This is a genomic window from Ruegeria sp. BB10, assembly GCF_056535725.1.
On the sequence record NZ_JBQFIW010000004.1, the window covers coordinates 42462 to 56033 of the forward strand.

Consider the following 13572-nt stretch of genomic DNA (forward strand, 5'->3'; position numbering starts at 1 on the left):
CCCGGCGATTGCGGCATGCGAGAATTTTATCGACGGTGAACCGCCGGGTATGTTCTAATCTGGTATCACTTACGTCAGTGGTTAGAGCACAAGTTTTACGGGTATTGGTATAGCGGTGGTTACGGCAGATCGGATTGATGAAAGAGTTGCGCGACCAGTCGCCGTGGCCTTGTTGATGATCTCTTTCACCATGCCGTTTTTCTTTTCTCTGGGCGGTCTGAAGCTGACCGGCTATCGCGTGGTTCTGATCATTTTCCTGCTGCCGGCGATGATCCGTTGGCTGAATGGAAGCGCCGGCAAAATCCGTGGAGTGGACTGGCTGATTATCGGATTTGCCTTCTGGTCTGCGCTGACCCTTGCCGTCAATCACGGGCTGGTATCCAAGTGGCAGTTTACCGGTATGCTGGTGATCGAGATACTCGCCCCTTATTTCATTGCCCGGGCCTATATCCGCGATCTGGAGTCTTTCCGGTATTTCGTGCGCTGGTTTCTGATCATCATTGTCGTCCTTTTGCCCTTTTCTGTGTACGAGATGGTCACCGAGCAGTCGCCATTGCTCGATTTCTTCGGCGGGTTCGCGAATGTGTATCAGAAATGGATTTATGAACAGCGGCTGGGATTGTTCCGTGCTCAGGCGACCATGCCGCATCCGATCCTGTTCGGTGTGTTCATGACACCTTCGTTTGCCTTGTTCTGGTATGTGTTGGGATGGAACAAAACGCTGTTCACGAAGGTCGGTCTTAGTTCCCTCGCGGGGATCGTGGTCTTTACATCGTTGTCTTCGGGGGCCTTCCTTAATGTCATCATTCAGATGGCGCTGATGGCATGGAACAAGGTCTGTTCCTTTCTCAAGAATAAGTGGAAGGTTTTGCTGATCTGCTTTGCAATTTTTTATGTTGTTATTGAGGTCGGTTCCAACCGTAACGTGTTTCAGATTATCGCAACGCATATGACGCTTACGCCGGGGACGGCGTGGTGGCGTATCCTGACCTTTGAATTTGCCAGAGATGACATAATGCGAAATCCGATTTTTGGAATTGGCATGAATGACTGGACCCGCCCGCATTGGATGACCCTCAGCAGCGTCGACAATTTTTGGCTGCTGATGACGTTGCGGCACGGGTTTCCCGGATTGTTTTTGCTGCTGGGGACCGTGCTGACAATGTTCATCCAGATTGGCCGCAGGTCGCTGACTGGTGCTGTCGCTGATGCCAGATTGGGGTATCTCTTCGCCCTTTGTGCCTTTTGCGTGTCTGCGGTGACGGTGCATCTCTGGGACGCGACCTTCTGCTTTTTCATGTTTCTTTTTGGCGCGGGCGTCTGGTTGCTGGATGCAGAAGGGGATCAGGGGGACACTCCGGAAGCACAGCAAAAGCAGGGCAAACGCACAATCCGCTATACGCGGTTCCCGTCTGAAATGCCGGCTGCTCCTCGGGTTTCAGCCGGTCGTAACCCACCGTCGCCGCATCATGCCCAGCGTCCGGCGCAGCCTGCGCCTAAGTGACATTTGCCCTGCAAGGACAGAGTCTATCATGGCCTCGGACATGTCCCCGCGCAGGGACGTGCGTGGTCTGAGAAAGGCGTCCTGCTTCATCCTGCCGCCATCGCTTGACCAAACAGCAGTATAGTGCGCCGCACGCAACGCCCGCATAACGCGCGCGTCATAGCGCCCAAAGGGAATGCCGGCCTCGGTCACCGGCTGATTGCAGATATCTTCGAGCTGGCTGCGCGAGTCACATAATTCGCGCGTCAGTGCGTCGTCTGCCAGCGTTGGCCAAGCGACATGGGCGATACCGTGACTGCCGATGGTCATGCCTGCCTCCTGCAGCGCCCGTATGTGCTTGGTGTTCAGGGAGCCGGGATGGCCAATCCGTCCGGTCAGCACAAAGTAGCGCGCCGTCAGCCCGCGTGCGACAAGCGCGGGCAGCGCGATATCATGATCTGACTGATTGCCGTCATCAAAGGTGATCACATACGCTGTCGGATCCGGGCTGGCCGCAATACGGTCCAGAACATTCTCAAACTGCGCATGGGTTATCCAATAAGGAGCTTCGCCGGGTTCGAGATTGCGTTTTGGGTCGCCGATGCCGTGGAAATTGATGCCGATTGTGGGGGTCATTACCGGGCCTTCAGATGGGTATGCAACGCCTCAGCCGCCCTGATCAAGCGGGATGAGATGTTTGCAGGCCGGAACTCATAGGGGCCGGGTGCGGTGACATCGATACCGCCGGTCCGCTGTTTGAAACGGGTGACGCTGGGGTTGGTCTGTGGATCTATGCCGCCCAGATCGAAATGTTTGATGCCCAGTTTCTTGCTGTGCAGAATAGCTTGCCACATCAGATAGTGCCCGGCGTTCAGGCGCCGCCCGATCTCGGGGGTGGCGCCGAACAGGTAAACAGATCTGGCCCCCGATCGTCCGATTGTCATGCAGGCGATATCGCTCCCATCCTTTCTGGCGACCAGCAGGTCGTGTATGAAATCCGGCCCCTGCAGAGGATAATAAAACTCCGGCGGAATATCCGGGCTGAACCCCTTGGCGGTCTGTACTTCATCATAAAGCGCATGAAACCGTCTGCGGCCGTCGGCGATTGGCATACATTCCAGCGTGAGATTTGCTTTCAGCGCATTGCGCAGGGGGTTTCGCCATTTTCCATGCAATGCACGCATCAGTATGTCTTCGTCCTGATCGCAGTCGACGATCACTGTCCGATAGGGTGGAGACCGGTCCGAAGGCATAAAACCTTCCTGTTCCGCCAGACGGTCCAGTGCTGGAAGGTCCTGCAGGGACGGGGCAGGCAACCGCAGCCGCAAAATGTGTCCTGTCTTCTGCGCGTGGGTGCGAAAGGCGGCAAGGATGGCGCGTATCCGGTTGGCATTTGGGTTGGGGCAGGTCCGGTGCTGTATCAAGGGGCCAGCTGCGATCCAGATGATCCCGCGTCCCAGCCCCGGAACACGTTTAATACGCAGACATGCCGCAGCAACCGGCTGCCCTGAAGCATCTGACACAGCGACGAAGCGCGCCTCGGCCCCGATCCGCGCCGCAGCGGCGCGGGTATAGGTCAGGCTCTGTTCATAGGTCAGGTCGTGGAATGCTGCGCTGAGCTGTGGCCAATCCGCAGGCTGAACAGTGTGCAGGGAAACCGGAGGGGCCGTCATGGTCATAACCGTGTCCGTATCCAGGCTGTCCAAAGCGGTCGTGGTCTGGTGTTCAGCCGCGGTCTGATTTTCAGGAACCAGAGACGATAGTAGAGCAGATGAAGCGTATCCGCCCACAGAAGCAGGGCCTGCGCCTGCAGGCGCGCGACCGGGCGTGTGGAGGCCAGCACCAGGCTGTGAAGGGGAACCAGCTCTCCGCCGTAGCTGAGCTTGTATTCATACTTTCCCGCGCCGGCTTCGACCAGGCGGGTGCCGGCATTGATCAGATCCTCTGCGCGTTCGACCAGCCCGACACGACCAAGGCCGACCTTGCTGAACCGGGGGTCGACAGAGCGGGCATTCAGCCACCAATAGGTCTTGGCGCCCAGCATAAAGCGCAGCTGGCTCGACAGCAGCGTATCGCCCAGCCACTGTTCGTCTATTGCCGCTTGGCCGTTCGGGGCCAACTGATGCAGCAAAGCGCGATAAAAGGCTGCGGCAACGCGCCAGTCCGAAAAGTGTCCCCCTTTTCCGGCTGCTTCCCATTGCCGTGTATGCAGGTCAATGAAGCGGTCCATCATGTCGTCCTGGGTATCCGGTGTTGAACAGGTGTTGCGTAACGGTTCGTCTCGGGTCAGGCGCTTCAGGTCGCGGCGGACTTCGCGGCGCCGGCTTTTGGACAGCGCGGTCATGAATGCATCCGGGTTGTCGGGAAGATGCATCAGCGTATGGCCGCGATCACTTCGGTATCGCACTTCGGTGATCGCGTCGCAACCAGAGCAGGCGGCGCGGACAGGCTCTAACTGTTGCGATTGTTGCGACAGAGGGGACAAGCTGATGGTCGTGCAGCGCAGATCATGCACCAGAAAGCTGAAGACGGCGGTCAGCGCCTCGGTCTCCATCCCCGCAGCAATCGGCAGGGTCATGACGGCAAAGTTTGCATCCACCCCGGCCAGACGCGCAACCCGCACGGGCACCGGCCCCGCCCAGATCGTTTCGAGACAGAAGGGCAGGACCCCGACAACCTGCCCGCCTTTCCTCAGGATGAAGCAGGCGGCTTTCCGGCCTGAGGAGAAATCAGCGCCATAGTGGTGCCACCAGACCTTCTGCCAGTCGGACAGGAAATAGATTTCGGCTCCGGTTTGCCGGACAAGGGCATCCCATTCTTCCGGGGCAGACAGCTGATGGGCAGGCGTCTCAAGGCATTCCAGAGAAAGCAGATGATCATCCCGCCGTATTTGTTTCATGCTGCCGGTTCCCGCCCGAACAGATGAAACCGGATGACGTCCCGGGCCAGACGTACCCGGGCTTTGTGATCCGGCGTCGATCGGGCCAGGTTGGCCAGGCCAAAAGCGGCACCGCGTAGGATCGCACTGCACAGAAAGACGCTTTTGGCGCACAAAGCACCAAACCATCCATAGTGCTTGCGTGTATAGATCATCTTGCTTTTCTGTTTTTGTACATACATGCGCGATTTGATTTGCACGGTGCTTTTTGAGCCACCTTCAAGGTGCAGGATACGCGCCTCGGGGGCAAAAACACAGCGCCAGCCTGCGTCGCGGATGCGCCGGCACCAGTCCGCTTCTTCGGAGTAGACAAAAAACGCTTCATCAAGAAGCCCAACGGTTTCGAATACATGTCGTGGCACCAGCATGAACATGCCCGACACCACATCCACGTCGCGTTCGCTGTCACGGTTCCAGTCGCCATATTCGGGGCGGCCCAGCAGGGGGTGTCGGGGGGCCAGCCGATACAGCCCGAATTCGATCAGTGCCAGGTTCAGCGGGCCGGGATCGGCAAAACAGGTGCGTTGAATGGTGTCGGCATCCTCAAAGACCTGACAGCCGACGCAACCGACATCTGCATGGGCATCAAGCCAGGCGCACATGTCGTCAATCGCGTGATCCAGAATGATCGTATCGGGGTTGAGCAACAAAAGCTTCTCGCCCACCGCGATCTCAAGCCCCTGATTGTTGGCGGCTGCAAAGCCCCGGTTGGCGGAATTCGCGATCAGTTTCACCTTGGAAAAGTTCTGGCGCACCATATCGGCAGAGCCATCGCTGGACGCATTATCCACCACGATGACCTCATGTGGCAGGGTTGTTTGATTTTCAATGGATTGGAGACAATCGAACAGAATATCCCGCGTATTCCAGTTTACGACAACAATCGATACGGCACATTCCGTATGTGCTGATTCAGATGAATGGCTCATGGCATGATCGACCCCGGAGAAACCTACATCACAACAAACGCTTAATTCATTGGTTCATCTGCCGATGATCCACAATTCAGCGGGCGGACACAGCGGGATGGTGAATTATTTTTTTCATTTTACTGCATATACCTTCTATATTTTTCAAAAAGATGGCGAATTTAATAGCTAAGACATTCTGGAGAGCATTCCGAAGTCGTGTCGGGAAAGTGAGTGGTTGATGGATATCGAATGCTACGATGACCTGACCGGTGAACAAATACACGAATGGCGCGAATTTATGGCCGGTTGCCAGCATCCGCACCCCAGGCAAGACCCGCGGTTTGCTGATGTGGAGCGGGCAACTGGCGGCACCGTTGTTTTCGTGATTGCGCGTCAACAGGGGCAGATTTGTGCCGTTGGTTTGTTTTCCCTGTACCGCAGCCGAATTATGACCGGCAGATATTCCGTGGCGTTGGCGCTGAGCGGGCCGGTTTGCGACGATGCGGAAACGCTGGTCGCGTTCGTGGTTGCGGTTTCGGATCACCCCCGGTTTGCAAAGGTTGATGCGATCAAGGTCACGCCCTATTGGCTGGATGCGGACGCTGACCGATTGCACCAGCAATTTATCCGGGCCGGATTGGAGATATCGGACCCGACACCGTACCGTGACACCGGGCTGATTGATCTCAACCGTTCGGTGGACGAATTGCGCAGCTCTTTTTCCAGAAGTGCCCGGCGCAATCTGCGCAACATCGAGGCGGCGGATGTCGAAATCCGCCACATAACCTCACCGGATGAGATCGTGGTTTTCTTTGACCATTTGAATGCGCTTGTTCTTGAACCCAACAATCTGACGCCGGTGACGCGCCCGGAATACGAAGCCGGGTTTCGAAACGTCTATAACGACCCAGAGGCTGGGGTTCTGTTCACCGCCTATCACAAAGACAGTTTTCTGGGCGGTTTCCTGATGTATCGCAGCCAGATCACCGCGCATGCCCGCCGCTTTGTCGCGGACCCTCAGGCCGCCCGTAAGATCGGCAACCTGCGCATTGCACCGCTGCTCTGGCTCAGAGGGATGAAGTGGGCGATAGAGCAGGGCTGCACCAAGCTGGATGTCGAGGGGTATCTGCCCGACATTGACCGGAGCCATCCCAATTTCAGCGTTCTTGAATACAAGACCTATTTCAGGCCGCGCCATGTCCGGCGTGCGGCCGAACACACTCTGGTGAACCATCGGCTGTTTCATCAGGCGAACGTGGCACCGACGCAGCTGAAAAGGGCCGTTCGGCGTGGTTTGGGTGCAGCGCAGTCCATCACAAGAACGGGGTAAATCCCGCAGTTACCCGAGAGGTGAGGAGAATGTCCGGCTTAAGTCAGAGAAAAAGGGTAAGCTCTGTGCGATCTGATGCCGGGATAATCTTGAGGGGTGTCCTGCCTGAATGCCATGGGCCCAGCCTGCAGGTCGCTACAGGCCGCCGAAACTGGCGACCGAAAACAAGCTGATGCAGGTGCCGACCCGGATCGCGGATGCCGTCGTGACCATGCCCATGACAGCGGGCAGCCTTTGGGCGCGGGACGCGCAGGGGGGGATTCCGGCATTATTCGCGGATCGGCAGGTGCATTACGCGTTTCAGACACGTGTCGCGATCCGCGCCGCCTGCGATGTATTGGGGTTGCAGGCCGGGGACGAAGTTCTGGCTCCGGCGTATAACTGCGGTTCGGAACTCGACCCGCTTGTACATGCCGGGCTGAAGGTGCGGCTGTATCCGGTGCACGCGGATCTGCGCGCGGCTCCGGCGCGGATCGAGCCGCTGATCACAAGCCGAACGAAGGCCGTCTATGTGATCCATTACTTCGGAGTGCTCCAGCCCGATCTGGCCGGGGTGCGGGCGTTGTGCGATCGGCACGGCCTGCGCATGATCGAGGATTGTGCGCTCAGCCTGTTGAGCGGGAAGACACCGGCTGAAGGGCAGACTGGTGATGTTTCCGTTTTCTGTTTTCACAAATTTGCACCCGTGCTGCAGGGGGGCGCGCTTGTGATCAACGCGCCTGATCTGAAGGCGGTAAATCCGTTTCCCCGCTCTGCCCCTGGCAAAACAGTTGCCAAAACGCTGGCGCGGGCTGGATTGGCGCATGTTCTGGGTCCATCCCGGTCGCAGCGGATGCTGCATCGGTTGCGTGGACCGCTCCATCCAGAGATGCCCCGTGAAGAGCCGTCCGGCGCGTTGGAAGACATGCCTGGCCATTACTATTTCGACCCCGGTCTCTGCGGCCGGGGGATCAGTGCGTTTGCGGCCCGGTCTCTGCGGGCCTTTTCGGTCTCGGGCATGATAGCGGCCCGACAGCGTAACTGGCGCCGCTATCAGCAGCACCTGAACGGGATGCAGGGTGTTCGGATGCTGTTGCCCGAGCTTGATCCTCACTCTTGTCCGTTGGTCATGCCCGTTGTGGTGGAGGAACGCGATCGCGTGGCGCGGGAGTTACAGTCCTGCGGGATAGGTGCCACCCCGTGGTGGGCTGGTTTCAGCCGCAATCTGGATTGGACAGGGCAGGATGGGGCGATGGCGCTCAAGGATACGGTTCTGTCCTTGCCTCTTCATCAGTTTCTTGGCGATGAACATGTCGATTATATCATGTCCGTCCTTCAGGGGCTGATCCGCGACAGGTAGGATAACCGCATCAGGTACCTGTGCCGGGCTTTCGGTTTTCGGGTGACCCGATAAAGTGATTTTTGATTTTGGACAGCAGATCCAGCGCCATGCTTTCAAATCCCTGCGGACGCCCGACCATGTGCCACAGCAGCAAATGGGTGCCGATATATGTGACGATACCCGTCAGAACCTGCGCGGAAAATCTGATGCGCAGCAAGGGCAGGTCATCAACCGAGCTATAGGCCCAGCCCGCGACGTCCTCGTTGCCATAGGCGCTGATGAGGATAAGCACGGCAACAGTCATCACGCCAGTCGCCACAAATGAGCGCCAGGCCGCAAGGACCGGTTTGAAAAAGCCGCCAACTCCGAAATTGCGCGCCATGATCAAGGTAATGAAAATCGCGGCCAGGCTGGATGCACCAGCCCCGATCAGGGCACCTGTAAATCCGAAACGCGTCCCAAAAAGCATGAATACGATTGTGATGATCAGCAACATGCCATTGCGCAGAAACAGCAGCCGCGTGTTGCCTTCGACATAGCTTGCGGATTTGACATTGGCCTGCAGTGTTTCCACCGCTTTCAGCGGGGCGAGTATCCAAATGACCTGAGCAGCGGCAACCCATTGATACCCGGCGACGACGATAATCATGTATTTGGAAACAAGGGCCATCCCGACACTGATCGGAACGATGATCCCCAACAGAATGGCATTGGCCTGCTCGAAAGTCTTCTGGCTGGTGCCTTCGGTTCTGGAGGCATCCGCAAGCCCGGGATAAATCACACGCTCAAGAGGTGCAAAAACCTGAACGGTGAACAGCAGCACAAAGCGATAGCCTATTCTGAATATTCCGGCATCCACCAACCCCAGAGTCGCGCCGATCACGATCTGGGGCATGTTGGTGGTCAGGAATTGTATGATCTGGACTCCCACGGACCACAACGAAAACCCGAAGCAGTCGCGCCAGCATCTGAGAGTCAGCCTGGGCAGCATGGGGGCGACCGAGAAGGACCAGATAACGCGAGCCAGCTGAGTCAGCACGACTGCGACGACAATCGCCCAGAAATCCCGCCAGAACCAGGCAAGCAGGATTGCGAACAACGTGTATGTCACCCGGCTTATGGTTTCCTCACCTGCCGCGAATCCAAAGCGGAAGTTGCGCTCGAGCAGAGGAAAACGCGGGCTTCTGAGCGCGCTCATGAGTGCAAGCAGGCACAGCGAGGGGATCAGTTCGATCAACTCGGGCACGTTAAGCAGTTCGAGCAGCAGGGAAGACAGCCAGATCAACCCGGCACTTATGACGCCGAGCAGTATCTGTATGGTGAAGACGGTGTTGAGCAGATCATCGGATATTTCATCCTGCCGTATCAGAATGACCATCACCGAGCGTTGCAGAATTTCGAGAAGCGCAACGGTGATCATGAAATATGCAATCACGCCGAAATCGGCCGGGGTCAGAAGGCGGGCCGTAACAACAAGCGTCATCAGGCCCAGCATCTGACTGAACAAAGACGAGACGAAAAGCGCCCCAGCCCCCAGCGCAAGGGCCGTGCTTCGGCTACGCTTGGGTTTGGCGGGGTCGATCTGCTTCAATCGCTTTCTTTCTGTATTGAGAACAATGAGCCATTTATTCTTTCAGTGTCTCGTTTTCTGCGGTCTCATGACCTTGCTTCAAGTGGGATGCGAACCGGCGTTCTGGCTATCTGCATGGGCCGTTGACAGTCAAAATAAAGGCATAATCACCTTTTTCGCGTCAGGATCACATAAACCCCTTTCAGTTTCAGAATGTCGGATAACAATTCAACGTATAAATTGGTCTCTGCATATACCGCGTTCGTGTTGATCCGAAACGATGTGTGCGTCGCAGAGGCCCGGACGCTTCGGCCTGCGGATTGTAAAATGGTGTAATAGTATGAAGATTGCGATTTTCGGGCTGGGATATGTGGGTTTCACGGCGGCGTGCTGTCTGACCCGCGAAAGGCACGAGGTGATCGGCATCGACGTGAACGCCGATAAAGTCGCCGAAATCAATGCCGGTCTGCCCCCGATCAAGGAACCGAAAGTGGCCGATCTGCTGACCGAGGCGTTGGGCCAGAACCTGATCCATGCTGTGGTAGAGATACCGGACCTGTCCGATGTGGATCTGGCCATTGTTTGTGTCGGCACGCCCAGCTCGACCGACGGGTCGCATAACATGGATTTTGTGGCCGAGGTGACGCGCCAGATTGCCGAGACCGTGTCGCCTGACCGGGTGCGACCGCTGACGGTTGCGTATCGGTCGACTTTCCGACCAGGCACGGTGCGCCAATTGATCGAACCGATCTTTCACAGCTGTCTGGGGGACCGGACAGGGCAGGCAGTCGAGATCATCTACAACCCGGAATTTCTGCGCGAAGTTTCGGCGGTGGACGATTATTTCAACCCGCCCAAGATCGTGGTGGGGACTGCGGACGGGAACCGCTCGGCGGTGATGGATGCCCTGCACGAAAACCTGGATGCCCCGGTGTTCTACACCGCCTTTGAAGAGGCCGAGATTACCAAATTCGTCGACAATACTTGGCACGCGACCAAGGTGGCATTCGCCAATGAGATCGGTCGCATCTGTCACCGGATGGGCGTGTCGGCAAAAACCATGCATGAGATTTTTGTCTCGGACATCAAGCTCAACATCTCGGCTTATTACACGCGCCCCGGGGGTGCGTTCGGGGGGTCTTGCCTGCCCAAGGATGTCCGCGCGCTGCAACATATCGCCAGTGAGGTCGGTGCGCATACGCATCTGATCGATAGCCTGTTGCAGACCAATCAGGCACACAAGACCTATCAGGCGCAGGACATCATGGCCCGGTTGCCCGAAGGGGGCAGGGTGCTGATGGCGGGGCTGGCCTTCAAGGCCGGAACCGATGATTTGCGCGAAAGTCCCAATGTCGATATCGCCCGGCGGCTGCTGGACGCAGGCTATCAACTGTCGATCTATGATCCGGCCATCGAACCTGCTGATCTGCGGGGACAGAACCTGGGCTATGCCTTCACCCATTTGCCCAATGTAGGCAGCCTGCTGGTGAGCCGGGCCACGGCCGAGGCCGGCCCCTGGGATCTGGTGATCGGTTCCAACCGGATTATCAACGATCTGAGCCTCGGTGATACGCAGGTGGTGCGGACCTATGAATATGACTAGCCCGCCACCTGCGGTTCAGCCGATCTCATTTGAAGAACTGCGCCAGACCCAACCCCTGAAGGGGTTGAAAGTTCTGATCGTGGTCGAAAACCTGCCCGTGCCTTTCGACCGCCGGGTCTGGATGGAGGCGCGCACGCTGGCTGCCGCCGGCGCGCTGGTGTCGGTCATCTGCCCCACCGGCAAAGGCCATGAGGAACGCGTGTGGGAAGACGAGGGGATCAAGGTCTATCGCCACCCTCTGCCTTTGGATGCCAGCGGGGCACTGGGCTACCTGCTGGAATACGGCGCGGCGCTGTTCTGGGAAAGCTGGCTGGCGTTGCGGATCAAGCTGACGCGCGGTTTCCATGTCATCCATGGCTGCAACCCGCCCGATCTGATCTTTCTGGTGGCGCTGCCCTTCAAGCTGTTCGGCGTGCGCTATCTGTTCGATCACCACGATATCAACCCCGAGCTGTACGAGGCCAAATTCAACAAGCGCGGCTTTTTCTGGAAGCTGATGAAGACGTTTGAACGGCTGACCTTTGCTTCGGCGCGGGTGTCGATCGCGACCAACGAAAGCTATCGTAAGATCGCCATCGAGCGCGGTGGCATGGCGCCCGAAGATGTCTTTGTTGTCCGCTCAGGCCCAGACCTCAGCCGCCTACAGCACCTGCCCCCGAACCCCGATTGGCGCAACGGGCGCAAGTATATGGTGGGTTATGTCGGCGTGATGGGCGATCAGGAGGGGATCGATCTGCTGCTGGAGTCGGTGGCGCATCTGGTGCAGGTCCAGGGGCGTGACGATATCCAGTTCTGCCTTGTGGGCGGTGGTCCCAGTCTGGACAAACTGCGCCAGCAATCGGTGGATATGGGGCTGTCGGATTATGTCACCTTCACTGGCCGCGCACCGGATCATGACCTGTTCGAAGTGCTGTCGACCGCCGATGTCTGCGTGAACCCGGACCGGGTGAACGAGATGAACGACAAATCCACCATGAACAAGATCCTCGAATATATGGCGTTTGAAAAACCGATCGTTCAGTTCGACGTGACCGAAGGCCGGTATTCAGCGCAAGAGGCGTCTCTGTACGCGCGCGCCAATGATCCGGTGGACATGGCAAACAAGATCACCGAGCTGTTGGCGGATGAAGACCGCCGCGCCACCATGGGCCGTTATGGTCGCGCGCGGGTTGAGGCGGAAATGGCCTGGCCCCATCAGGTGCCCGCCCTGATTGCGGCGTATCAGCGGATCTGGAAAGGGTAGGGGCCCGCCCGGATTATTTGGCGGTTTGCTTGGCTTTGATACGTTCCGGAGGCTTGATCCGATGCCGCAGTTTCATGGCCGGGGCTTCAACCAGATGCCAGGACAGAACGGCGCATATCAAAGTGAAGGGCAGCGAGATGGCCATGTTGATGGCAGGGGTCGTCACACCCGATTGCGCCACCAGCTGCTGGATCGGAAAGGCGTAGATATAGACTCCGTAGGAGTAATCTCCGAGGCGGTTGTAGTGCTTAAGAACCGGCCAGTTGGCATATCCCACGACAAACACCGCATAAGACAGCGCAACGGCAAAGACCGGCAGGAAAAGCGGAGTAAACCACGCGATGACTGTCAGGCCCGTCAACGCGGCGAGGATGCTCAAAGACAAGGGGATATGTTGGCGCCAGATATAAAAGGCCATCCCGGTCATGAACGGCAGTCCCAGCCGCGTGATCTGTGTCATGCGCGGGTGCAGGTCGGTCACCATTTCGGCCGCGTAAAGGACGAGGAACAGAATGGAAATTCCCGCAAACAGTTTTTTGCGGCCAAGAATTCCAAGGATGCCGCATAACAGAACAGCCGTATACCAGGTGACTTCGTAAGACAGGGACCAGAGCGAGCCATTGATGGCTGGCCCATAGGGGTTCCCTTCAAAAACACCGGGCAAGGTATATTGCAGCTTGAACAGTAGCATATTGCGCACAAAAAAATCCGGCGCAGAGGCCCAGAACACGTGCGGTGGGGCGGTGGTCAGCAAAGTCCCGGCGACAAGGATGGTGACAATCGTGACGACCGTTAGGGCGGGTAGAAGGCGCAGCATCCGCGCGGTGACAAAGGCGCTGGCCGATTGTTTGCGGTCGAAACTCCGCGTGATGAAGAACCCGGAAATTGCAAAGAACAACCAGACACAAATCATCCCAAGGGACAGGCCGTGCAGCGTGGATTCAAACGGCTGCCCCGCAGCTTCGCCCCAGCTCAGGGGAAAGGCGTGCGAGACCAAAACACCTCCGGCGGCCAGCATGCGGATCAGGTTGAAGTTGTTGTCTCTGCCAGCTGACCGCGCGCCGATACGCGGTGCGGTTTGGATACGGAATGTGTCTATTATTTTCCCTTTCATCCGTTGATCTCCGGCAGTGGTCATAGATCGCTGCAAACGTCGTTATTGTGCTGTCATAT

At 57.5% G+C, this 13572-nt stretch carries 11 protein-coding genes; 5 read left to right on the plus strand and 6 right to left on the minus strand.

Going from position 1 to position 13572, the window contains the following annotated elements; all coding sequences use genetic code 11:
* The first annotated feature begins 175 nt into the window (after positions 1-175).
* Positions 176-1504: an O-antigen ligase family protein gene (locus tag ACR3EP_RS21545; RefSeq protein WP_480639396.1), complete on the plus strand. Its 1329-nt coding sequence runs from the start codon at positions 176-178 to the stop codon at positions 1502-1504.
* On the opposite strand, the gene ACR3EP_RS21550 is transcribed toward ACR3EP_RS21545, so the two are convergent.
* Genes ACR3EP_RS21550 through ACR3EP_RS21565 form a run of 4 tightly spaced genes read right to left on the minus strand, consistent with a single transcriptional unit; the run spans position 1439 to position 5350 of the window.
* On the minus strand, positions 1439-2119 hold the full coding sequence (locus ACR3EP_RS21550; RefSeq protein WP_425082419.1) for a polysaccharide deacetylase family protein: 681 nt from the start codon (positions 2117-2119) through the stop codon (positions 1439-1441). The genes ACR3EP_RS21545 and ACR3EP_RS21550 overlap by 66 nt on opposite strands.
* Positions 2119-3162 carry a lipid II:glycine glycyltransferase FemX gene (locus ACR3EP_RS21555; RefSeq protein ID WP_480639397.1) on the minus strand — a complete coding sequence of 348 codons (1044 nt, stop codon included), beginning with the start codon at positions 3160-3162 and terminating at the stop codon, positions 2119-2121. The genes ACR3EP_RS21550 and ACR3EP_RS21555 overlap by 1 nt, the downstream gene beginning before the upstream one ends.
* Complete coding sequence (locus ACR3EP_RS21560) at positions 3159-4382, minus strand: GNAT family N-acetyltransferase (protein ID WP_480639398.1); 1224 nt, start codon at positions 4380-4382, stop codon at positions 3159-3161. Before ACR3EP_RS21560 ends, ACR3EP_RS21555 begins: the two co-directional genes overlap by 4 nt.
* The gene (locus ACR3EP_RS21565; RefSeq protein ID WP_480639399.1) at positions 4379-5350 is read right to left on the minus strand and encodes a glycosyltransferase family 2 protein; all 972 of its coding nucleotides are present in this window, start codon (positions 5348-5350) and stop codon (positions 4379-4381) included. Before ACR3EP_RS21565 ends, ACR3EP_RS21560 begins: the two co-directional genes overlap by 4 nt.
* 220 nt (positions 5351-5570) lie before the next feature.
* Between ACR3EP_RS21565 and ACR3EP_RS21570 the strand changes: the two genes are divergently transcribed.
* Complete coding sequence (locus ACR3EP_RS21570; protein ID WP_480639400.1) at positions 5571-6662, plus strand: GNAT family N-acetyltransferase; 1092 nt, start codon at positions 5571-5573, stop codon at positions 6660-6662.
* A 109-nt stretch (positions 6663-6771) separates the two neighbouring features.
* On the plus strand, positions 6772-8001 hold the full coding sequence (locus ACR3EP_RS21575; RefSeq protein WP_480639401.1) for a DegT/DnrJ/EryC1/StrS family aminotransferase: 1230 nt from the start codon (positions 6772-6774) through the stop codon (positions 7999-8001).
* A 10-nt stretch (positions 8002-8011) separates the two neighbouring features.
* On the opposite strand, the gene ACR3EP_RS21580 is transcribed toward ACR3EP_RS21575, so the two are convergent.
* Positions 8012-9574: an oligosaccharide flippase family protein gene (locus tag ACR3EP_RS21580; protein WP_480639402.1), complete on the minus strand. Its 1563-nt coding sequence runs from the start codon at positions 9572-9574 to the stop codon at positions 8012-8014.
* A gap of 319 nt (positions 9575-9893) precedes the next feature.
* Here ACR3EP_RS21580 and ACR3EP_RS21585 point away from each other — a divergent pair, with 319 nt between their 5' ends.
* Both ACR3EP_RS21585 and ACR3EP_RS21590 read left to right on the plus strand, forming a co-directional pair.
* Positions 9894-11156 carry a nucleotide sugar dehydrogenase gene (locus ACR3EP_RS21585; RefSeq protein ID WP_480639403.1) on the plus strand — a complete coding sequence of 421 codons (1263 nt, stop codon included), beginning with the start codon at positions 9894-9896 and terminating at the stop codon, positions 11154-11156.
* Positions 11143-12399 (plus strand): glycosyltransferase family 4 protein, encoded by a 1257-nt coding sequence (locus tag ACR3EP_RS21590; protein WP_480639404.1) that lies wholly within the window; start codon positions 11143-11145, stop codon positions 12397-12399. The genes ACR3EP_RS21585 and ACR3EP_RS21590 overlap by 14 nt, the downstream gene beginning before the upstream one ends.
* 13 nt (positions 12400-12412) lie before the next feature.
* On the opposite strand, the gene ACR3EP_RS21595 is transcribed toward ACR3EP_RS21590, so the two are convergent.
* Complete coding sequence (locus ACR3EP_RS21595; RefSeq protein ID WP_480639405.1) at positions 12413-13513, minus strand: acyltransferase family protein; 1101 nt, start codon at positions 13511-13513, stop codon at positions 12413-12415.
* Positions 13514-13572 lie beyond the last annotated feature (59 nt).